Genomic DNA, 22,451 nt, shown 5'->3' with positions numbered 1-22,451 from the left:
TTTTGTGACGAGTACTCCCCGCACGGCCATTAATCGGCGGTTCAAGATTTCACAATCGTCCGTCGAGGAGAAGTACTACGGCTCCGGGAGGAAAGCGATCCCCTTCCCATGGGAATGAGATTGCTTCGTCGTGCCGGCAAAAACAGATGCCGCTGGCAATGCTCGCAACGACGTCATCCTTGGGGATCTTTCGTAGATGGCTACGCCGTCGGTTCCGAAGTTGGCGGCTCTGACGGCGGAGCTTCCGCCGTCGTCGGTTCCGCCGTCGGAGGTTCCGTCGTCGCGCTGGGCTGCTGCGGCCCGGGCGGCGGCGGCTCCGTTGTGCGGATCGGCACATAGGTCTTCGATGCGGTCGGCGTATCGGTAGCGGTCGCTGTCGGCGTCGCAGTCGGCATCACCCACGCCGGATCCCCGCCGCCGAGCGCAATCCATAGCTCGTAGCGCGCGCCCTCGATCGGGCCGAGGTTTTTTTTATCCGCCCAGGAACGCTCGCCGCCGGTCAGCTGGAGGACTTCGCCGCCGTTCGCGATCAGGCAGACGCCTTCCAGGCAGTCCATCTCCAGGCGGGCTTTTCCTGAATCGTACGCCACCCCCATCACCGTGCCGGACACCTGTGCGCGCAGGTTCTCAGGCGCGATCACCGAAGGAGAAAAATCGGAAGGCGGAGAAGCGACGATCAGCAGGCGGCCTTGTTTGAGGGTCAGAATGGTGTTTTGCGATCCGTTCCGCGGGTCCGCCAGTCGGGTTAGCGAAACCTCGGAGAACCGGTCGAGGTAAACCCGAGAAGAATCCGGAAGGGTGAATTGGACGGTTCCTTCGAGGGTTTGCAGGGCTGCCCCGGATTTCACCGCCATTGAGGACCCCGACGCCAAGGCTGACGGCACCTGGCCGGATTCCTTGTACAGCGCCTCTCCCATAACCGCCCCGATCAGGATCGAATCCTTCGGCGGCACGGGTGTCTCGGGTTTGGATCGAAGCAGGGGCGGCAATAACGCGGCGCCCGCAAAAGCCAGGCCCGAGAGCAACGCGAGTGTCAACGCCCAGCGGATACAAGCCTTGCCCGCGGCGGCGGAGCCGGCCGGCTTTTCCAGAACGACCGCCGAAACGTTGTCGTTGGCGTTGCGCCCCATCGCCTTGCTCACCAGGGTGCGGGCCGCCTGGAGCGGGGGATTGCGGGAAACGATCGGCGGAATCTCCGTCGTCTCGACGAAATGCCCGCGGCCGTCCGGCCGTTCCTTGATCAACCCGTCGCTGCACAAAAGGATGTGGTCGCCCGGCTTAAGCGGCGTTCCCTGCCGCGCGCGGGCGGAGGATTCGTCCTCGCGCGCGTTCCAATACACGCCAAGGTCGGCCTGCACGTCCGGTTCGTTCCCGATCGAACGCACCAGCAGGGCGGCGCGCGGGTTGCGCCCCGCCTCCTGCGGACGCAGCTTGCCCATGCGGATCATCTCCTCCCCCCAGTTATGATCCGTCGTCAGCTGGATGACCTCGTTTTCGCGGATCAGATAAGCGCGGCTGTCGCCCACGGAGGCGAGGTACATCCGGTCTTTGTGGACGATCACCGCCACGGCGGTGGATCCCATGTCGCGCTTGTTTTCGTCTTGCTGGGCCTCTTCATACACCGCGCGGTTGGCTTGTTCCATCGCCGTCTCGAGGATCCTTGGGAAATCCTCGCCCAAGGAACCGCGCACGGAATCGACGATGGTCTCCACCGTCAGATTGGAGGCCCGCTCGCCCGAGGATGCGCCGCCGATCCCGTCGGCCACCACCGCCAAAGCAAGATCCGCACCGCCGGCGGTGCGCAGCTCTTCGGCGAAGGAGGCATCCTCCATCGAGCGCCGTTTCGGCGAGGCGCCGATGTTCTGGTCCATGCCGATCCGGATGGCGCGCCGGCCGCGTTTGGAGGTGGATTGTGAAGCGGTGGATTCTCCCATGGGATTTTCCTGTGGTCGATTGTCCCTGCGCGTGCAGGCCGAGAAAAAACCATCCCGAGAAAACGCCTTTGCCGTCCAATCGCCCGGCGCAAAGGTAAAAATCTCTTTGCGTCCTCACCGTCTTGGCGGTTCGAAACGGTTGGTCTCCTCCATCAAAGCGAAGCAGAAGCCGATTATTCCCGGCTCATCCGGTTGGTGGATTCGGTATCCGCCCCGCCCCCGAATCCCCCGCCGCCCTGCCCGCGGAATTGCAGGCGGACCCCGCTTCGCTCCGGATTGGCGAGCTGGATTTCATCCCCGTCCTTCAGCGGATTGCGGTCCATCGGCACCAGGCGCACCCCGTTCAGGTAGGTGCCGTTAGCGCTTTGGTCGTCGCGCAGGAAGTAGGCCCCGTCCTCCTCGAGGATCGTGCAATGCAGGCGGCTGATCGGGCTGTCGGGCTGATTGGCCTGGAACACCAGGTCCGCGTTCTTCTTCGAGCGGCCGATCGAAGTGGTGCCGTACAGTTCGAAGGAGGAGCGCCCCGTGCCGGTGTTGCCATCCAGATCGACGAGCATGGCTTTCGAGGCGCCGGGCCGGCTCTTGAAGCGCAGGGTCTCCCCCACTTCTTGGATGAATTCCGTCGCCGCGCCGACCGCCTGCTGGGCCGTCCCCGCGATCGGCTTGCGGAACACGATCACCAGAACCAGCGCAGCCAGCGCGATCACCAACGAGAGGTACGGCAGCACGCCTCCCAGGGAGAGGCTGCACAGCGGCGAATCGCTGCCGGGCGGGCAGAGGTTGAATCCTCCGGCGGAGGAGGCTTCGATCCGCACGACGATTTGATCGCTGAGACCGAACAACCCCAACTCGTCCTCGATTTGAACCTGCAGGGTGGCCGGGCCGTCGAGGTACTCCTCGGTCGGATTCCAAACAAAGGTCAATTCTTCGGAAGGCTCATCCAGCACCGTCTGCGGCGTGTTGTTCACCAGAAGCGTGGCCCGCAGGATTTTTCGCGGATAGCTGTCGGGCCAGGAGACCGATGCGGTGACGACGATCCCGGTGACGGGCGTAGCCTGTGTATCCTCTGTCGGCCGGTAGGACTCCGGGGAAATGGTCTGTTCGTCGCCCGGCGATCGAATAACGGCTACCGGCGGCTCCACCTCGATATCGTACTGGGCCAGGACGGGTTTTTGCCCCTGCCCGTATTTCAAGCCGACCGCAACCACCCGGGTTCCGCTTTCCGCGTTCGGCGAGCGGTAGGTGAGCACATACTGGGTCCGCAGACCCGTGAGCTGCGGCTTCAAGCCGGCGATGCTCGCCGCGCCTTCCGCGGTGTAATAGAAATACCGCCCCCCGGTCTGCTCGGCCAGCTGTTTGAGGTCCTCCTGCTCCGTTTCGGCGAACCGAACCTGTATGGTGTGCACGGGCACGCCCATGAGAACGGCTTTCTGGACGACGCTGGAAAGCGGATATTTCCTGTCCACATGGAACTCGCTGGAAAGGACGACGATCGCCTGCGCCTTGCCAGCGCCCTGCGAAGCTTCGTCCAGGAACGAATCCAAGAGCGCACTTACGCCTTCCAGCGGATACGCGAGGTGATAGGTGATGGCGGGATTGTATTGATTGAGGATGTTGGGAATTTGCGTGGCTTGTGTTTCCGGACTGACCAGCGCCTGGGGGCCGCCGGGCTGTTGAGAAATGACGTAGAAGACATCCTTCCCGGTAAGGAGCAAGGGGTCCTGGGTGAGTTCAACGACGGCGTCCTTCATCTCCTGGAGCACGGTGCCCCCGCCCGCGCCGGTCCGGTAGAGGCCCAAGCCGGTGTCCAGGATGAACCCGATCTCCGCCCCCGTTTCCTGCTTCTCGATCCCGTATTCCACCGAAACGTTGTTCTCCGAAAGCGCGAGGCTCTCGGCGGTCGGGGCGGCGGCTTCGATGCCGCCCGGCCCCAGCACCAGAATTTGAACTTTCACTTCCGGGAAGGCGCTCGAATCGACCCTGACGATCCGCAGGGTTGAGGCGACTGCCTGCGAATGGACGGGACCGGTTCGCAGCAGCAATCCGATCAAGGCAAGCAGAAGGCACCCGCAGAGGGGACGGGGGAAGATCCGCCGGAAGGGGAGCATGTCTCCTCCATTTATTCATATCGTTTGGGAGAGAAGCCGCTACGGGAGAGATTATACTCCGGGCGGAATCCCCCTGAGATGAGTTGCATTATAAATCCGTACCAACCGGTCGGCAATCGGATTCCGTCAACCCGGGCCGCGGCGTTCTACCGGAGGCGAGGGATCGGTGATGGAGGGACGCGGGAAGGCGTCGATCCGCATCCGCCGCCGGCGTCTCGGCGCAGGAAAGCCTCGGACGGGTTGCCTTCGATAAATCATCCTCCCGCCGCGGCCTGCGAGCCCTGCAGTTGCTCGATGTGCAGCAGATCGTGGCGGGCGGAAAAGCGCATCTGCTCGGCAAGCGTGGTCGGTCCGAAAAGCGCGTGACGGGCCGCGCGCCGCCAATCCCCCGGACGGAGGTCGCGCAGAAGGGCGATCGTCGCTTTGCGCGCCGCGGCGAAATCCCGCAATGCCTGCGGGCCGTCCTGGCTTCGGTAACGGCGTTCTTCCGCCCACGGATCGGATTCCACGGGCGCAAGAAACGGATTCTCTTCCGAGAGGATTTTCCGCAGACGGGGCTGGGTGATCTCACGCTCCACATCCCGCAAATGGCAGGCGATTTCCACCGGCCCCCAGCCTTCCTCGAGCGGGCAGCACGACCAGCGGCTCTCGCCGAAGATGTGCAATGCGGCGGCCAGGTGTCCGGCAAGCAGGGCTGGAAGGACGCAGGGCGAGGGTTCGGGGGATTGCAGAAAAGCCGCGTCGCAATGGTCGGATTCAAGCCCGGCGGCGAGTTGGTTCATCGTTCCTTCCCCCGTGGCGGGAAGCGGGCCGGCAGCGGCGCCCCGGATCACCCGGAAGGTCGACAGGCCCAACGCGCGCGCCGGCGCCAGGTCTTCCGCGGGATCGTTGCCGATGAAGGCTGTTTCGGACGGCGTCGCCGCGATTCTTCCGAGGACCTCGGCCGTGAACTCGGGCCGCGGTTTTGCGAAATGCATGCTCTCGTAGGAAGGGACAAGGTCGAAACCGCCGGCGTGCGAATTGAATCCCGCCCAGGCCAGGCGGTGTTCGACCGCCGCCAGCGGAAACACCGGATTGGTGGCCACCGCCACCTTCCACCGCAATCCGAAGGCGAGTTCGACCGCGCGGGCCGCGCCTTCCATCGGACGGGTCAATGCCCGGAGGGAGGGGAACCCCTCCGCATAGAAACGCTCAAATTCGTGAACCAGCGGTTCCCGTTCCATGCCGAGCCGGGGAAAGAAGACCGCTTCGAAAGCGCGCTGAAGCGTGGTTTCCGGATCGGTGTTTTCGAGCATGGCTTTGGTTCCGGCCATGAGCGCCTCCTGCAAGCGCGCCGGATCGATCCGGGAGGAAAAGAATTTCCCCAACAAACGCAGGTAGGCGGGCAGGAACCGGTCGATGTCGTTTTCGAGGAGGGTATCGTCCAGGTCGAACAGAATGGCGGAGATCATGACCGAACCTTCAACCCTTTTCACCGCAAAGGCGCAAAGTCGGCGAGGAGCAATTCAAAAAAACCGGCGCTTCGGAAAACCCGCGGCGATTGTCGGAGGCGGATTACGACAACGGCTTGCGAATCTCCCGGATGGCCCGGTGGCATTCGCCGCACCCGATGTGGGGATCGAATCCGGAGCGCTGGGTGCGGCGGCAATAAGAAGCAACCTTCACCCGACGGCCCCGGCCGAATATCCCCCGGGAAATCTCGCCGCGGAGGACCATCTCGGGGCAGGCATTCGCTAAAAGGATGCCGGGGACCGGACAATCCCTGCAGAGTTCGGGTTTCCAATCGCTTTGAGCTACCAGCAACCGGCATTCCTGAGTCGCCCGGCCGCGGCCAAAATCCTGATAGTAGTAGCCGCACTCTTTTCCGTAAGGGGTGAGCATCGGTCAGGCGCGGGTGAGATACTGTCCGGTGCGGGTATCAACGCGGATCGTGTCACCGTTTTCAACGAACAACGGGACGAGGACTTTGAGTCCGGTCTCGGTCTTGACGCTCTTGGTCGCGCCGGTGGCCGTATCGCCCTTGACCCCCATCTCGGCTTCGACGATCCTAAGGTCCACCGAAGCCGGAAGCTCCACGTCGATCGGCTCGGAATCGTGGAAGGTCAGCTTGACCTCCTGGCCTTCTTTGAGGTAGGGGGAGTTTTCCCCCACCACAGGTGCGGCGATGGCGGTCTGATCGTAGTTTTCCGTGTCCATGAAGTGGAACAGGTGGCCGTCGCTGTAGAGGAACTGCGCCTGGTGGTGGTCGAGGCGGATATCCTGCACGCGGTCGCCGGATTGGAAGGTTTTCTCCAGCACGTTGCCGGAACGCAGATCGCGCACTTTGGTGCGGATGGTGGCGTTGCCGCGGCCGGGTTTGTTGTGCGAGTATTCGAGGACCTTGAACAGCCGGCCGTCGAGTTCGAAGGTCACACCCTTGCGGAGGTCGTTGACGTCGATCATTGCTTGATGCCTTTTCTAGTCCGGTTTCGAAAGATGTCGCCCCAAGGCCGCGCATCTAGAAGGGAGCGGGGAACCGCGAGGCCGAAGGGATCAGGATCGGCGGGATTATACCGCATGCGGAAGGCGCATCCGCGGCTTATTTCGAATTGCTTCCGGCGTCCTCGAGTGACGCGAGTTTCTTTTTCAGGGCGTAGAGTGCCGCCTGGGTGCGGTGCGCCAGGTGCAGCTTGGAGAGGATGTTGCTGACGTGACTCTTGACCGTACCCTCGGCCAGGGTCAGCTCGTCGGCGATTTCCTTGTTGCTTCGTCCGCGGGCGATCAGCCGTAGAACCTCGAGTTCGCGGGGGCTGAGGTCGGCCGCCGGTTCGTCTTCCGCCCCGCTTTTCTTAAGCAGACGGGCGGCGACGGACGGATGCAACGTGGCCTGGCCGAGCGAAGCGGCGCGGATCGCGCCGACCAATTGCTCCGGTTCCATATCCTTTAACAGGTATCCTTGCGCTCCGGCCTGCATGGCGGGAAACAGATATTCATCGTCGGGGTAGCTGGTCAGCACAAGGATCCGGGCGGCGGGGCAGACGTCCATGATCCGGTCGATGGCTGCCACGCCGTTCATCTCAGGCATCAGCAGATCCATCAGGATGACATCGGGCGCGAATTTCCGCGCCAGTTCCACGGCCCGCGCTCCGTTCTCCGCCTCGGCCACGATCTCGATGTCGGGATAGGTACCCAGGAAGCTGCACAGGCCGTTGCGGACGACGGGATGGTCGTCGGCGATGAGAATCCTGATGACGTCAGTCATGGGCGGCTCCTTGTGCCTGCGAGGCCGGTCCGGGGAGGATGACGGTCACGCGGGTTCCGCCGCCGGGATCGGAATCGATCGCTAGCGTCCCCTGCAACTCCGCCAGCCTCTCGCGGATTCCCCGCAAACCGGTCGACCGTTCGGGATCAACAGCCGAGGGATCAAACCCCGCGCCGTCATCCGTGATCCGCATCCGGATTTCCTTGGCTCCGGATACCAGCTCCAGAAATACGCGCTTGGCGTGGGCGTGCCGGGCGACGTTCGTCAATAATTCCTGGGCGATGCGGAACAGTGCCTGCTGGCAATGCGGGGGCGGATCGAAATCCGCAGCAGTCGCGCGCCAGACCACCTCGATCCCCTCACGCTTGCCGAACGTCTGCAGGTAGTCCTGCAGCGCCGCAGCCAAGCCCCGCGGATCGGAGAGGGCCGGGCGAAGCTCGCCGATCAGGGTCTGCATCTCCGCACCGGCCTGGCGGCTGTGGTCGCGGGCTTCGAGGAGCTTTGTGCGCGCGGCTTCCGGGTTTGAATCCAGTAGATTCAGAGCGGCGGCTACGGCCAAATTCGCGCCAAAGAGGTTTTGTTTGATCCCGTCGTGAAGATCGCGGGCCAGCCGCTGGCGTTCCTGCAGGGCGGCCAGTTCCCGCTGCCTTCCGGCGCCGGCTTGGATTTCCTCCGCCATGCGGTTGAACTGGCGGGAGAGGAGGCCGATTTCGTCGCCGGAAGCATCTTCGACCCGCCGGGCGAGGTTACCACCGGCCAGGCCGACGCTGGCTTGGGTCAAATGCTTCAGCCGGCGGGTGAATCCGGTTGCCGTCACAATTCCGAAGATCAACCCCAGCGGGATCATACACGGCAGAAGGACAAGTGTTGTGGCGGCCAGCGGCTGGAAGAGGTCGCCGGGGGCCAAATGGACAATCGCCGGGCGCGGTTGACGGTAGAACAGGATGCCGAAGATTTCTCCACCGCTGCTGATGATCGGGACGGCGGCCGCAAAGACGTCCGCCGTCTTCATGAGCTCCGCGGCGGTGCGCTGATCGGCTAACGCTTTTTCCACCAGCATTTCCGCCTCGGGGAATCCCTCATCGGCGAACTGCTTGCCCGCGGGATAGCGGTCCGGCCGGTTGCTGGCGACCACGACGCCTTGTGGATCGACCACCACGCGCACATCGTCAAGGAACCGCGTGTCTTCTTCCCCGGAGACACCGAATTTCAGGATCAATCCGGTGGGCGCGTACAGCGCCTCTGCCAAGTTCTCCGCCGATCCATACTCCATCGGCCCGGCCGACCTGCGGGCCATTTGTTCGGCGGTCCACAAGCCGACGTTCCGCGCCCAAAAATCTCCAATGGGCTCGCCGAACAACCCCAAGATCGCAAACAGGATGATCTCGAGAGTCAGCGCGGTGATCAGCGTTACGCCGACATATGAGAGCGCCAGTTTCCACCGAAGGGTGGCGAATTTCTGAAGGAAGGAGGCCGACATGGTTTTTGGAAAAATCCCGCCCCGGAGGGCGGCACAAGTATTGTACTGGCAATGCCGTTCCGTCGGGGCGGGATTTTACCCCATGGGCGGACTCAAAAGAAGCTCACTGGAGGATCAAGCGCATTCCTGTGAAATCAAACGTCAGTGCATACGGGCGGAAGAAGGCATGCGAGATCAATCCGCCGACCTGAAATCCATGCGAGCCCTGCAAGGTCTGCAACCCGCCTTCCATGACGGTGCCAAGAACGTCAATGGCGACGACCTCATTCGGACCCGATCCGAGGGTCAACCGGCGGATTTGGACGTCCACGGATCGGAAGTTTTCCGTTGCCCCGCCGATATCTTCCTTGGCCCTGCTCCAATCCACGGCGATCCCCGCCCGCTTCATCACGGCTTCCATTCCGGTGAACCCTTTTCCGGCCAGCCCGGTGTCCACAAAAAAGAGCATTGGTTCAAGGTCGTTGAGGGTGCCCCAGGCCAAGATGACGTGCATGTCGGCCAGCCAGAACGGAATGGTCTTGACGGTTCCCCGCCCGATTTGCCGGTCGAGATCTTCCAGGGCGCCGGGGGTGATTTTCCGAAGCGTCAAGCATCCACCGGCGTAGTCGATGGTGGAGAGAAAATGCATCAGGAACCTCGTCCCGACGACGCCTTTGATTTCCATTCCTATTACGGATACCCAACGATCCGTGTCCAACACTTGGATCGGGACGTTGCGGATGAGGAAATCCCCGATGGCGACCGAATCCACCAGCCCCAATCCCAGTTCGGATTTTTTCCCGCCGGCGAACGTGCCCTGGAGCGATCCGCCGATCCGCGCGCCGGTCTTTTCGGCAAGATCGTCGTCAAGGAGGATCTCCGCGCCGCCGGTGTCGATGATGAAATTTACCGGCGGGAGACCGTTGATGGCAACTTCGACCACCGGCAACGGATCGGTGATGACGAAGCCTATCCGGCTTTCCTCCGGCCCCTCGATATCGTATGTCGCAAGGCCGGCAAGCAATCCCGCCTGTCGGCCGAGCCCTTGCGCATCCGCCAGCGGTCCGACGGCGAGCGGACCTGCGGTGTCGAGAAAAGCCGCCGAGGCGTCGGCGAAGCGGTCGGCGCGGTAGTAGGCCAGACTCAGCCGGGATTTCAGGTTCGCGTTCAAGGGCCAGAAGTTGGTATACCAAGGGGTGGATCGCAAGGCCTCCAGGAAAAATTGCTGCGCTTCTCCGGCGCGATTGTTCAGCAGCGCGATGTTGCCCAGCTGTTCCAGGATCCGCGGATTTCCCGGAGAGAGACGGTTGGCCTCGCCGTACAACTCCGCGGCGTCGGCGAACCGGCCGGCGGAATAGGCTGCGTCGGCGGCATCGAGTTGGCCTTTCAATTGAGGATCCATATCTTCACATCCCAGAAACAGGACGGCCAGCGGGATGATGCAAAAAGTCAGCATGCCGGCTGCGCCAAGCAAGAGGATTCTGCGAAGAGACTTTGTTCGATTTTTCTTTTCCATTCATACCTCCATCCGTATTCAATATGTTTGCCTCTCCAAATCGGTCCACCCCTACATCCAGCCGGAGGGCAAGACAACCGGTCGCAATCGGAAAGTGCCATACCCGGACGGCCTCCTCCGGCGGGAGCCCTATCCATCGGATTGCGCATACCATATCGTGGGGTGCCTTCGAGGAAAAGGATCAAAAGAATGATTGTTCCCTAAACGAAAGATGTGTTCCCAAGTCAAAAGACCTGAGGATGGGTCTGTGCGGAGCGGAACGGCCGAAGTTGCAATTCGAGGAAGGAATTTTCACCGGGATGCGTCCGGGAAATTCCCATCTTGGCCGTCCGGCAGGGAAATCGCCGGAGCATTTCCGCCGCTTTTCCGGATCATCCCAAACGGAATACACTAATACCGGGTCCCGTACGTCGATATAGGTGAAATGCCATGGAACGGAAGACAGTTTGGAGTAGCGGCGAGACTCACAGACGGCTCGCGGAAACCTATACACGCGAGAAGCCGAAACTATTGGCCCGCCTGCGCGCCGCCGGACGAACTTGGGAAGAGGCGGAGGATCTCGTCCACGATGTCTACGCCGAGATCATGGAAAAGCTGCCGCTAGTGTCGGAGATCCGCAACCTTCCCGCCTGGATCAATTCCCTGACCACGCGCCGGATGATTGACGCCTGGCGGCGCGACCGGGCCCGCGAGAGGGCCGGTGAAACGGACGTGGCCGAGGATACGCTGTGCGAGATCATCGCCGGGGTGGGGCTGGATCCACAGGATGAATTCATCCGCGAGAGCCTGGTCGAAGCGCTGAACGACGCCCTGCACGCGCTTCCCTCAGCCCAGCGCAGGGTGGTGGAAGCCCAAGTCTTCGGCGGGCTGACCTTCCGGGAGATCGCGGAAGCCACCGGCGAAAGCATCGACACGCTTACGGCCCGCAAGCGATACGCCATCCGCAGCCTGTCGCGCGCATTGCGGCAATGGATAGAGGAATGATTTGCTTTGGGCTGCCCCGGCCCGCCGGGTTTCCGGATTGCGGGATTGGACATGCCCGCGGGCGGCTCGATCCCGCGGGTTGAAAAGAGCGAATGACCGGATGAATGCCGGAGGAGGAAAAGCCATGCGAGTCGAAAAGGAAATTCTGGTAGAGCTGGGTCCTGATGAGGAAAAAGTCGACGGGGAGGGCTTCGAGGCCTGGTGGGAAGACCGCAGCCTGCCGCAGAAGGTTGGCCTCGGGATTGTATTTGCGGCGGGCGGCATCGCCCTGGTGGCGCTGATCGGATTAATCGTCATGCTGCTGTGGAACTGGCTGATGCCCGAGATTTTCGGCCTGCCGACCATCGATTACTGGAAAGCGTGGGGCTTGATGGTCCTGAGTTGGATCCTATTCAAGGGGATCCGTTTCGGGGAAACCAGCACCGCCCGCACCGAACGGAAGCGCAAGCAGGAATTGCGGCGATACATCCGCGAAGGGCAGGATGAGGAAGCCTCCTCGAAGGGATAAGCGGGCGATCAGAGTCGGGCCGCGGGATAAGCCCGGACGGATCGGCGGATGTCCGGGCTTTGCTTTCGTATAATCCCGAGGATCCGGCAGAGGACCGGATTGGTCGGAAAAAAGCAGGAGCTCGACAATGAGCGTGAATGCGCGAACGGTCCGATCGACGGAGATCCCCCGGTCGAGGCAGGCGGGGATTGCGGGATTCTGGTACCTCCTGATGGCCGTGCGCAGCGGGTTTGCGATGATGTTCGTGGATAAGCAAGTCGTCGTCCCCGGAGATGCCGGGGCGACGGCGGCCAACATCCTGGCATCCGAAGGGCTGTCCGCCTGGGGTTCGTCGCCAATATCGCCGGGCAGGTCGTTTTCCTGTTTCCGGCGCTGGCGTTGTACCGGCTGTTGCAGTCCGTGGATCATCGTCCGGCCCGGCTGATGGTCGCCCTCGTCACCGCCGCCGTTCCCGCCGTCTGTCAGACGATGTCCTTCAATTCGCCCCCGTCCCGGTGCTGGGCGGCGCGCCCTACCTGCAGACGTTCGGACCGGACCGGAGCGGCTGAATGCGTTGGCGATGCTTTTTGTCGATCTGTACGGGCAGGGAGATGAAGTCATGAGGGTTAATTCCGCGGTCGGATTCCTACCTTTTTTCGGATTGGGACCCGTGACCCTGGTCTCGGCCCTCGCCAACGACATTTCCCGGCAGAACGGAGAGGTATGACTGTCTTTGACGGGTTGGGGAGCCAAGGGAAGCGTCTTTTCCCGCACAGACGACCGCCGACCCTTATCCGCATCCTGCTTGAGGCGAATGAAATGGAAAGGAAGGCGTAAACCATGAATTCAACCCGTAATCCCGACATCGATCACCGGGTTCTTTGCACACTCGGGGGCGCCGCCGCCTGGGTTGCGGCGGGGCTGGTGCTGGGCGAGGCGGCGGTGTTCGCCGTCTTTCCTCAACCGGATGAAATTGGAGACTGGTTCCGCTTGTTGCAGGAAAAACCGCTGGTCGGATGGTTGGACCTTTGGGGACTGGAGCTTCCGTTGTACGCGGCTTTTCTGTTTTTGTTTCTCGCTCTCTACGCCGTCCTCCGGAAGACCGATCCACAATGGATGAAGATCGCATTGGCCGCCGGATTGATCGGGATCGGGGTCTTCTTTGCCACGAACAATCCCGCGGCAGTGATCTCCCTCAGCCGCCAACACGCGGCGGCGGCGACTGAGACGGATCGTTCGGCGTTGCTTGCGGCGGGGCGGGCACTCCTGGCCGCCACCGGACAGCGGGCCGTGGGCGGTTTCAACACGGGCCTGGGCCTGGTGTCCGTCGCTGGATTGATCGTTTCCTGCGTGATGATCGGCAGCCAGGTGTTCGGAAAGCCGACCGCGTATCTCGGCATTGTGGCGCACGCCTTGTCGTTGGCCGATTTCTTGAGAGCGGCGTTGACGGACTCGGATATCGCCGTGCTGATCTTGGTCGCGCCCAATGCATTGCTGCTTGTGATTTGGTATGTTGCCGTCGGCCGGACGCTCCTGAAAACGACCGATCGGAGGAAAGGATCCACGGCCCGGCATCCATAGACCCATTTTGTTGCTCAGGGTAAATCGAACGCGTAACGGCAGCCCTTCCGGTTTCCTGCAGGTTTTCTTCCTTTGGTTGGAAGATTCTGACGGGACCAAGTTCCGAGCGATAAAGGGAAAAAGGAAACGATGAACGCGCAAATATACTATTTTTCCGGCACCGGCAACTCCCTGCACGTCGCCAAAGAATTGCAGAAGAGATTCGGGAGCGGCGAGCTTGTGCCGATCGTCCGGGAGTTGAAAAAACCGTCTTCCGCCTCAACCGGGGAGGTGGTGGGTTTTGTTTTTCCGATTCACAATCTGACCTCGCCGGTTCCGGTGAGGAAGTTTTTCGAGTGCGTGGATCTGCGCTCGGCGAAATACCTGTTTGCAGTGGCCACCCGCGAATGCTCCGACAAGGTGTTCCTGGATATCGAAAAGATTCTTGCGCCGCAGGGGAAATCGTTGGATGCCTGGTTCTCCGTGGAGATGCCGTGCACGTACATCCCATTGTTTGCGCTTCCCTCGAAGGAAGCCGCCGCGGAAATGGAGCGGAAGCTTAAGCAGAAGCTGGATGAAATCATGGATGCGGCGGTGCAGAGGAAGATCCGCCGCGTGAAGGACGATCCGCTGGTGTTTCTGCTGGGGCACGTCCTCTATCCGCCGATCACGGAGTTTTTCTTCCGGGTTCGGTTTCCGGAAATGGTCCGTTCCTTTTACGCCGATTCCCACTGCAACGGATGCGGATTGTGCGAGAAGGTCTGCCCCTCCGACCGGATCCGAATGCGGAACGGAAAACCCGAGTGGATGGAAAGCGTCGATTGCATGTATTGCTTCGCCTGCCTGCATTTGTGCCCGAAGGAGGCGGTCCAGATCCGCGGGAGGAACACGGTCGGCAAAGGGCGATACCATCATCCGCAGATCAAGCCGGTGGAAATCGTGCGCCAGAAAAATCCCTAGCCGGTTGCTGAAAAAGGGGAAAAAGGCGGTCGGGCCTCGCTGTGCGAAACGGGGCGGGGCCGACCGCCTTTTTCAGCGCAACGCTGGGATCGTATCCCAATAACTCCTGTCAGCATTCTGATGGTTCAAAGGGCCGAGATGAAGCGCATTCCTTGCGCTCGGCCCGGGTTTGCCTTCCCCTTTGTTGGCCATCAATACCTCTTCACCGATCGAGGACTCCCGCCACATCCCAAAGCAAAATCGTACCGTCGTAGGATGCCGAGGCCACGGTCTTTCCGTCCGCGGAAAAGTCCACGCCGATGACCAGGGAGGTATGCCCTGTCAGTCCTGCAAGGTATTTCCCGCTCGAGGGATCCCAGAGGTTGACAAAATAATATTGATTTCCGGGGGAACCCGAGGCGCAAACCGTCCCATCCGGCGAGCAAGCGGCATCCGTCCCGCCTTCCGGGCTGCCATGGTACTCGTACCCGGGAAGTTTGTAGACGGAGATCATGGAGGAAAAGGAAACCACTATTAGGTACTTCCCATCGGGCGAGTACGCAACCCGTGAGACCCCCCAAAACTCCTCTCCCAATGTTCCTAGAAGCTCGCCGGTGGCCGGATCACGGAAGTAGACATCCGTGGGCGAGCCGGCCGTGTAGGCCAGGGTCTTTCCGTCCGGCGAAAAGGCAACGTTCGATACACCCCCGCCGAGTCCGGCCTTCACCCACAGCTTGGCGCCGGAGGTTGCATCCCAGAGAATGAGGGTTTGATCGTCGCCGCCCGAAGCCAGCGCGTCGCCGTCCGGGGAAAAGGCAATCGAGTTCACGAGGTCGGTGTGCCCGTGCAAGACCGATTTCTGACTCCATACGTTCGTCTCCCACAGGATGATGGACTTCGCGGCTCCGGCGGTGGCGAGCGTCTTCCCATCGGAGGCGTACGCGGAAGGCCCGGCGTAAACCGTGAGGAGGATTTTCCGGCCGGCGATATCCCACAGGTCCACTCCGGCGCAGACATCCGCCGCCGCCAGGGTCTTGTCATCGGGGGAGATGGCGACGCTCGAGAGCTGGGCATGCTCCTTAAGGGAATAGGCTTGGATGACCGCGCCGCTGGATACCCGGTAGCGCACGATGCTGCGGTCGAAGGACACCGAGGCTAATTCGAGGCCGTCGCCGGAAAAGGAGAGCGCGAGGATGCCGGATTTCTGCGCATTAAGCATACGGATTATCGCTCCGGTGGCGCTGTTCCATTCATAGATCCGGCCGTCGCTCATTCCCGCAGCCAGCGTCTTGCCGTCGGTGGAAAAAGCGAGGCGGGTGTTGTTTCCGCCGAGGCAGTAGTAGTTCACGCCCTTCTTTTCCGCGGAACCGGTTGTCAGGCTGCGGATTTTTTCCCAGCGGACGGCATCCCAGAGGATGACCACACCCTTCCCGTCAGCGGAGGCCAGCAGGGTCCCGTCCGGGGAGAACAACGTGCTCCGCACTCCCTCGGCGTGACCGGCGAGCGTTTGGATCATTTCGCCCGTCTCGGCGTTCAACAGCAGCACGGCCCCCTGTTTTTTGATGGAAAAGTCGAGGAATTCCATGCCGACCGCCAATAGCGCGCCGTCCGGGGAAAAAGACAAGCCCATGACCTGCTGGGGCTGGAGTTCTTCGAATTCAAACGAATATAGGAGGCTCACAACGGAGGTATTTCCGTTTTGCGGATTCACGAGGGCGACGCCCAGACTGATCAACTCGGCTTCGTCGGCGACGACTTTGTATCCGGCCGCCAGCCGGGTCCCGTCCGGAGCGAAGGCAAGGCTCGTGATTTCGGTGCCCGGCCCGCCGACAGAGAAGATATCCAGCGGCGTCCCGGATGAAACATCCAGCAGCAGCACCACGGTGCTGTCGGGAGCTTCCCCGGACGCCCGATCCATGCCGAGATGGGATCCGCACGCCAGAGTTCTCCCGTCCGGGGAGAAAGCGACCGCGGTCATGCGGAGGGCGGTCGGAAGAAACCATGCTTCCTCGAGGACGCCGCCCTCTTCCATCCGGTACAAATACACGCCGATCGACGTGGCGACGGCGATCTCTTTGCCGGAGGGCGAAACCGCCGCGCCGTTCAGAGCGCCTTTCCCCAAACGCCCGACGGCGAATTCCGGCAGCGGCTTCGACAGGTACGCCGCAAAAGGAGCGGGCGAAGGGGTTGCGGCAGGCGGCAGAGTCGGGGGGGGTGCAGCGGTTGCGGTCTTCGTGATCTTCGCGGCGGATATGCCCGTGGGGTGCGCAGGCAACGCGGATTGAACGGCGGGGGAACCGCCGGTCTTCTCCAAAGGCGCCGCGGGCGACGGCGGCGGGAAAACCCCGCAGGACGCGGGAAATAGCGCCGTGAGCAGCACAAAAACGCAATTTCGCGGAAGGATGGTTCGATAGGTCTTCATCCGTAGGCCTCTCACTTGGAACGGAACGATTCTCCACCCGGATTCCGGCTCAACCACGAATAATGGCGCCGGTATGCATCTACGAGGGAGTATACCTAACAGGGATGCATGGGAGGTGACAATCCGGTGTTATTTTTGAAACACGGTTTGCGATTCCCGAATATTCCCCTGTTTTCACCGATTTTCTCATCCCGCATTCCCGACAACCTGGGACGCGACAACCTCCATATCATCCATGGGATCGCCGCCGGAAGTGATGGGAGTCGAATTTGACCAATGGCATTGTATTTGTTCGCCGGGGGGAATGTCTTGTTCCTGGCCGTCTACCGGGTCGTGGTGGCGGCGATCGGCCGCAGGCCGAGGTTCTTCACCGCAAATGCGCAAGCGTGAGCGCCGATTGCATTAAAAGGAATGCCTTGGGATGGGGAAAGCCGGCCAAACGCATACCGCGCCGCGGGTTCCGGGCGTCCGCCTGGAAGAAGATGCGAAGCCCCGCTACGATCCCCGTAAGAATGCCCCTTTGCTCCGGAACCTCAACCCGCCGAATACCGCATTACCTTCCATTGGAATAACCACGCGCCGGCAATGAAGAAGGCCGCCGAAAGCGCCGCCGCCGCGGCCAGGCGGAATCCGATCTGCCCGAGGTCGGATCCGTAAAGGACCGCCTGTTGCAGCGCGGTCATGGCATGGGTGGCGGGGAAGACGTCGTTCCATCCGATCTCGTGTCCGAAGAGGTGGAACAGCGGCGGAGCGGGCATCGGGAAGAAGGATCCGGAGACGAACACCTGAAGCATCGTGACCGTTGCCCCGAGGTTGACCGCCTGGCTGTCGTTCTGGACCAGGCAGCCGACGATCAGGCCGGCCCCGACGGCGGACACGGCGGTCAGAAAGGCGCCGAGAAAAATCGGTATGGCGGCGCGGGAATAATCCAATCCGAATAGGATCATCCCGCCCATCACCAGCGCGATCTGCACGGCCGCCATCGCCAGTTGCGAAAGGGCGATCCCGCCGAGCAACTCCGGCCCCGACACAGGGCTGAGCCTGAGACGCCGGATGGTGCGGGTGCGCATCTCGCGGCCGAGCAGCAGGGCCGTTTGCGGGATGAGGAACAGGATGCTGAAGACCAGCAGGCCCGGCGCGTAGACGGTGAAATCGGTGCGGGCCCGGAAACTTGTCGCAGGGATGGCTTCCTGCCGCTGGCGGACCGGCAACGCAACGCCGATCGCTTCGAGAAGGTATTCGCTCAGCCGGCTCTCGAGGATCGCCGAAGACGTCAGAAAGTCGTTGAACAGGGCGTCTCCGCGGATGGTGTAGGCAAAGGGCAGCCCGTCGGCGGCCGGATCGAAGATCAGCAGCGCGGCCGCCGTCCGGTCGCGCAGGGCTCGATCGGCGGCGGAATAATCTGAGTCGGTCTCGATGGTAAAAACAGGGCGGCCGTCGGGATATTCCAGCGCCCGCAGGCCATCGAGCGCGCCGTTCCCGGCCGGCGCGTTCACGATCGCCAGTACCCGGTAGGTTTTTAAGTGGGGAGTCTGGTAGGCGAATCCATAGACGAGCAAAAACATCAGCGGCGTTAGCAGGACCATGCCGAGCAGCATCGGCTCGCGCAGCAGTTCGACCAGGCTCTTGCGGGCGACGGCCAGCAGTTTCATGCTATTCCCGCAGCCTCCGGCCGGTGAGTTGGAGGAAGGCGTCTTCGAGCGTGTTCTCGCGGATGCGCATCTCCGCGGCGCGGGCCCCCGAGCGGCGGATCGATTCCACGAGGTCCGGGACCCTTCCCACCGCGTCGAGCATCCGCACCGAGAGCAGGTCCGCCTCCAACCGGGCGTCGGCGCGCGGGTCGGCGGCCCGCGCGGCGGCCAAAGCGGCCGCCAATTGCGGCGGATCGCCTTCCAGCCGAATTTCCACAACGTCGCCCTCGCCGATCGTGCGCTTGAGCTCGCCGGGCGTCCCCGTGCGCAGCAGCTCGCCGTGGTCGATGATCGCGATCCGGTCGGCCACCCGGTCGGCCTCGTCCATGTTGTGGGTGGTGAGGATGACGGTCTTCCGCCGGGCGAGGGATTGGATGTATTGCCGGACACGCACGCGGCTTTGCGGATCCAATCCGGCTTCCGGTTCATCGAGGATCACGATCTCCGGATCGTGGACCAGCGCCATCACCAAGTTCAACCGGCGCTGAAGCCCGCCGGAAAGCGTCCGCGCCTGGGCGTTGCGTTTCTCCTCGAGGTTCATCTCCGCCAGGAGCAGGTCCGCGCGCTCCCGGGCGGTTCTCGCAGGCAGTCCGTACATTTCGCCGATGAAGATCATTTGCTCGCGGCAGGTCAGCCGCTCCCACAGCACGATGTCCTGCGGACAGACGCCGATCCTCCGGGTGATTCCTCCGTTGCCGCGGATCGATTCCCCGTGGATCCGCACCTCGCCGGAATCCGGGGCGATCAAACCGCAGATCATGTTGATCGACGTGGTCTTGCCGGCGCCGTTGGGGCCGAGGAAACCGAACACCTCTCCCGCGCGGATCTCGAGGCTGAGGTCCTTGACCGCTTGGACGGAGCCGAAGCGTTTGGCGAGACGGGTGGTTTGCAGGACGAAGTCGGTCATGATTGATCCTTATCGGTTCTTTGCCACAGGGTCGTTATCACACGGAAGTATGTCATTGCGAGGAGCGAAGCGACGAAGCCATCTCATCCCTACTTCGAAAACCGGAGATTGCTTCGGGGCCTTAGGCCCCTCGCAAAGACATGGTCATACCCTCAATTTCCTGCGCTGGTACAGCGCCGCGCCGATCCACAGGATGACCGCGCTCTGCAGCAGCATCCCGACCACCGGAAACACCAACGCGGCAGGATCGCCCAGCGTGACGGCCTTGCGGATGGCCTCCGACGCCAGCGTGGACGGAAAAAGATCGTACAGCCCGACGGTCCGGCCGCCGACGGCGAACAACGGTACGGCCGGCATCGGAAAAAGGATCCCCGAGAGGAAAACCAGCGGCACGAGGAGGATCGAGCCGAGCGAAGCGGCGTCTCCGTCGTTTCGCGAAAAGGCGGCGGTGATCAACCCCAGCCCGATGACCGGCAGAGCGAACAGCAGCGCTGTTCCGCACAGCATCAGAATCCGCGCCGGCTGCAGCCAATCCGTACCCTGCCCGTAGCCGAGGGCGACGGCGGCGAGGAACCCGGCCGCGACTTCCACGAGAGCCAGGGCCAATTGCGCCAGGCCGATCCCGGCCACCAGCGCAAACGCCTTCACGCGCGCCAGCCGGAAGCGCGAGAGGGTCCGGTGCATTTCCTCCTGAACCAGCGAGGAGGCGCTGGAAATGATCAGGAACAGCAGGCTGAAGACGAGCAATCCGGGGACGGCCGCGTCGAAATCGGAACTGGTCCCCGTACCGGGGAGGAATGTAAACCTGCCGTAGATCAGCGGCGTCTTCCCGGATTGCGTTTGGATGTAGGCGCGCACGTACGGCTCGACAAACCCCTTGGCGAAGACGTAGTTGTAGCTCGACGGGTCGCCGATGTACACGATCTCCGTCGCGGGAGTCGTCGCGCCCCCGGTCCTCGCCGCCTCCAAGGCCGCTGAAAAATCCTCCGGGATGATCAACAGCAGGGCGGCTTTGGCTTCGCGGAGCGAGATCAATCCGTCGGCTTCGCCGCCGATGGACTTCACATCCAAGGCCGGCTTCCCCTCGAATTCGACGGCGCGCAGCATGTCCACCAAGCCCGCTCCTTCCAAGCCCGAATCCCGGTTGACCACCTGGATTTTCAGAAAATCGCCCAGGCGGTCCTTGGCCGGGAGGAAGATGACATACCACAACAGAACCAAAAACGGGGGACCGGCGAGGAGGAACGACAACAACTGCGGCTCGCGCCAGTATTCGACCAGCGTCTTGCGGGCGATGCGGAGGATATCCGGCACAAGACCGCCGCGCGATGAAACCTTCATGCCGACGCCTCCGGGGAAAGGCCGCGGAAGATCATGTCCAGAGCCGCGTCCAGAGTCCGTTCAAACGCGACGGCCGACCCGGACACCTGAAAATACGTGTTCAAGTCGGGGTGGATCTGGCTGTCGCCCAGCGCGATCAACAGGACGTTGACGGCCCGCGCCGCCGCTTCGAGGTCGATGTCGGCGCGGATTTCGCCCCGACGGATCCCGTCGCACAGCATCTCCTGCACGACTTCCCGCATCACGACGGCGATCGGTCGCACGACCGATTCTCCGGTTTGGGCGTCGCCCTGATACGCCGACAGGATCAGGAAACGGGTCAACGACTTCTGCGACCGGCACATGCGGATGCCGTCGAGGATGTAGGATCGCAGCGCTTGGCGCAGGGGCTTTCCTTTGTAGTAGGAAGCCCCCATCCGCAGCATGGCGACCATCGACTCGACGGCGATTTTGGTGAAGAACCGGACAAGGTTTTCCCGGCTGCCGAAATATTGATAGAGCGAGCCGATCGAAGCGCCGGACCGTTCGGCCACCTGCTTGATGTTCAGCCGGGAGGGCCCCTTTTCGGCGGCTTCCTCGAACAGCGCGTCGAGGATCGCCTGCCGCTTGTCCGGATCCAGCCGCCGGAAGGTGCGGGTGACCGAATCTTCGTTCTCGAGATCGGGAAGGATGAGTTCGAACTCCATTGGTATTTCATCATGAACCATAGGTTCATATTATATGAACAATAGGTTCATATGTCAAGGGAGGTGAGCAAATCCTTCCTTAGCGGGGTGGTGGAAAAGTTGGTAAAAGGAATGGCGTTGGATCCCAGCAGGGAGAGCGAGGGGAAAACGATAATTCGGGGGCCGGCTATGCCCGCAACGAGCGCGGGCTACCCCCGGCTTCGCAACGTACAGCGGGGCAAGCCCAGCCGGCCTTCTTCAGCACCCCGGTACAGAAAGAGTGGGGACAATAAGTGAGGTATATTTGTCTGAGGGATTGTCCCCTACCATGAAGAGAACGACAGAGACGTTTCGCACTTCCGAAGTCGCCCGCGCCGCCGGCGTGCATCCGAACACGGTGCGGGTGTACGAGCGGTGGGGCTTCCTGCCGCCGGTCCGGAGGCTGCCCAACGGATACCGCGTGTACACCCGTTACCATCTGGAGCAGATGAAGCTGGCGCGGATGGCCCTGCACGGCGGCTGGCCCGGAGGACGGATCCGCAAATCGGCGATCGAATTGGTCCGGTCCTCGGCCGGCGGCAGCCTGCCCGCAGCGGTCCGGCTGGCCGGAAACCACATCCGTTTGGTGAAGGCCGAACGCGCCCAAGCGGAAACCGCGGCCGCGTACCTGGAAAAATGGGTGAACGGACGGAAGCCCGAGCGGCGCGCCGCCCCGCTCACAATTCTCGCCGCGGCCAAAGAGGTCGACTCGACCGTGGACGCGGTGCGCAACTGGGAGCGCAACGGCCTGCTGCGCGTGCCGCGCAACCCGCACAACGGCTACCGCGAATACGGGGCGAAGGAGATCGGTCGGCTGAGGGTGATCCGCATGTTGCTGCGCGCCGGATACAGCACCATGGCCGTCCTGCGCGCAATGCGCCACCTGGATTCCGGCGGCGGAAAAAAGCTCCGCCGGGTGCTCGACACCCCCCGCCCCGAGGAGGACGTGCTGTGGGCGGCCGACCGCTGGCTGTCGACGCTCGCCGAGCAGGAAGCCCGCGCCCGAAAAATCCTCGCGCAACTTCGCAAGATGAACCGGATTTTCAAATAGCCAAGGGAGGCAAAGCCCGGTCCGTATACCCCCCAGGATCATGTTCCCCATCCCGTCCTGTGGGATGGGGGTGAAAGGGGGGCGGGAAAACACCGATGACTGAATTA

General features: G+C 62.3%; 18 protein-coding genes. 6 read left to right on the top strand and 12 right to left on the bottom strand.

What is annotated here, in order from left to right:
* Positions 1-200 precede the first annotated feature (200 nt).
* The 7 genes from JW929_02440 to JW929_02410 all read right to left on the bottom strand — a co-directional run bounded on the left by JW929_02440 (position 201) and on the right by JW929_02410 (position 10,258).
* A complete protein-coding gene (locus JW929_02440) occupies positions 201-1,934 on the bottom strand; it encodes a protein phosphatase 2C domain-containing protein (GenBank protein MBN1438242.1) in 1,734 nt (577 codons plus the stop codon).
* Between the two features lie 173 nt (positions 1,935-2,107).
* Complete coding sequence (locus tag JW929_02435; protein ID MBN1438241.1) at positions 2,108-4,042, bottom strand: FHA domain-containing protein; 1,935 nt, start codon at positions 4,040-4,042, stop codon at positions 2,108-2,110.
* 254 nt (positions 4,043-4,296) lie between these two features.
* Positions 4,297-5,493 carry a DinB family protein gene (locus tag JW929_02430; protein ID MBN1438240.1) on the bottom strand — a complete coding sequence of 399 codons (1,197 nt, stop codon included), beginning with the start codon at positions 5,491-5,493 and terminating at the stop codon, positions 4,297-4,299.
* Positions 5,494-5,926: 433 nt separating this feature from the next.
* Positions 5,927-6,484 carry an elongation factor P gene (gene efp / locus JW929_02425; protein ID MBN1438239.1) on the bottom strand — a complete coding sequence of 186 codons (558 nt, stop codon included), beginning with the start codon at positions 6,482-6,484 and terminating at the stop codon, positions 5,927-5,929.
* A gap of 136 nt (positions 6,485-6,620) precedes the next feature.
* Positions 6,621-7,283: a response regulator transcription factor gene (locus JW929_02420; protein MBN1438238.1), complete on the bottom strand. Its 663-nt coding sequence runs from the start codon at positions 7,281-7,283 to the stop codon at positions 6,621-6,623.
* Positions 7,276-8,763: a HAMP domain-containing protein gene (locus JW929_02415; GenBank protein ID MBN1438237.1), complete on the bottom strand. Its 1,488-nt coding sequence runs from the start codon at positions 8,761-8,763 to the stop codon at positions 7,276-7,278. Before JW929_02415 ends, JW929_02420 begins: the two co-directional genes overlap by 8 nt.
* A gap of 103 nt (positions 8,764-8,866) precedes the next feature.
* Positions 8,867-10,258, bottom strand: a complete 1,392-nt coding sequence (locus JW929_02410; GenBank protein MBN1438236.1) for an aspartyl protease family protein — start codon at positions 10,256-10,258, stop codon at positions 8,867-8,869.
* 429 nt (positions 10,259-10,687) lie between these two features.
* Between JW929_02410 and JW929_02405 the strand changes: the two genes are divergently transcribed.
* From JW929_02405 to JW929_02385, 5 genes are all read left to right on the top strand, one after another.
* Positions 10,688-11,242, top strand: a complete 555-nt coding sequence (locus JW929_02405) for an RNA polymerase sigma factor (GenBank protein ID MBN1438235.1) — start codon at positions 10,688-10,690, stop codon at positions 11,240-11,242.
* Between the two features lie 124 nt (positions 11,243-11,366).
* A complete protein-coding gene (locus tag JW929_02400) occupies positions 11,367-11,750 on the top strand; it encodes a hypothetical protein (GenBank protein MBN1438234.1) in 384 nt (127 codons plus the stop codon).
* 127 nt (positions 11,751-11,877) lie between these two features.
* On the top strand, positions 11,878-12,174 hold the full coding sequence (locus JW929_02395; protein ID MBN1438233.1) for a DUF4386 domain-containing protein: 297 nt from the start codon (positions 11,878-11,880) through the stop codon (positions 12,172-12,174).
* Positions 12,175-12,569: 395 nt separating this feature from the next.
* A complete protein-coding gene (locus JW929_02390; GenBank protein MBN1438232.1) occupies positions 12,570-13,310 on the top strand; it encodes a DUF4386 family protein in 741 nt (246 codons plus the stop codon).
* Positions 13,311-13,439: 129 nt separating this feature from the next.
* Positions 13,440-14,249 carry an EFR1 family ferrodoxin gene (locus JW929_02385; protein ID MBN1438231.1) on the top strand — a complete coding sequence of 270 codons (810 nt, stop codon included), beginning with the start codon at positions 13,440-13,442 and terminating at the stop codon, positions 14,247-14,249.
* Between the two features lie 202 nt (positions 14,250-14,451).
* On the opposite strand, the gene JW929_02380 is transcribed toward JW929_02385, so the two are convergent.
* The 5 genes from JW929_02380 to JW929_02360 form a co-directional block, all read right to left on the bottom strand.
* Positions 14,452-16,650, bottom strand: a complete 2,199-nt coding sequence (locus tag JW929_02380; GenBank protein ID MBN1438230.1) for a PD40 domain-containing protein — start codon at positions 16,648-16,650, stop codon at positions 14,452-14,454.
* Between the two features lie 533 nt (positions 16,651-17,183).
* A complete protein-coding gene (locus JW929_02375) occupies positions 17,184-18,302 on the bottom strand; it encodes an ABC transporter permease (protein MBN1438229.1) in 1,119 nt (372 codons plus the stop codon).
* 1 nt (position 18,303) lies between these two features.
* Entirely contained in the window at positions 18,304-19,248 is a 945-nt protein-coding gene (locus JW929_02370; GenBank protein ID MBN1438228.1) for an ABC transporter ATP-binding protein, read from the bottom strand.
* A gap of 144 nt (positions 19,249-19,392) precedes the next feature.
* On the bottom strand, positions 19,393-20,589 hold the full coding sequence (locus tag JW929_02365; GenBank protein MBN1438227.1) for an ABC transporter permease: 1,197 nt from the start codon (positions 20,587-20,589) through the stop codon (positions 19,393-19,395).
* A complete protein-coding gene (locus tag JW929_02360) occupies positions 20,586-21,275 on the bottom strand; it encodes a TetR/AcrR family transcriptional regulator (GenBank protein MBN1438226.1) in 690 nt (229 codons plus the stop codon). The genes JW929_02365 and JW929_02360 overlap by 4 nt, the downstream gene beginning before the upstream one ends.
* 307 nt (positions 21,276-21,582) lie before the next feature.
* On the opposite strand from JW929_02360, the gene JW929_02355 reads away from it, so the two are divergent.
* The gene (locus JW929_02355; protein MBN1438225.1) at positions 21,583-22,344 is read left to right on the top strand and encodes a MerR family transcriptional regulator; all 762 of its coding nucleotides are present in this window, start codon (positions 21,583-21,585) and stop codon (positions 22,342-22,344) included.
* Positions 22,345-22,451 lie beyond the last annotated feature (107 nt).

The sequence above is a fragment of the Anaerolineales bacterium genome, assembly GCA_016928575.1.
Classification (GTDB): domain Bacteria; phylum Chloroflexota; class Anaerolineae; order Anaerolineales; family RBG-16-64-43; genus JAFGKK01.
The sequence above is the reverse complement of the archived record's forward strand: the minus strand, read 5'-3'. Positions and strand labels throughout refer to the sequence as shown.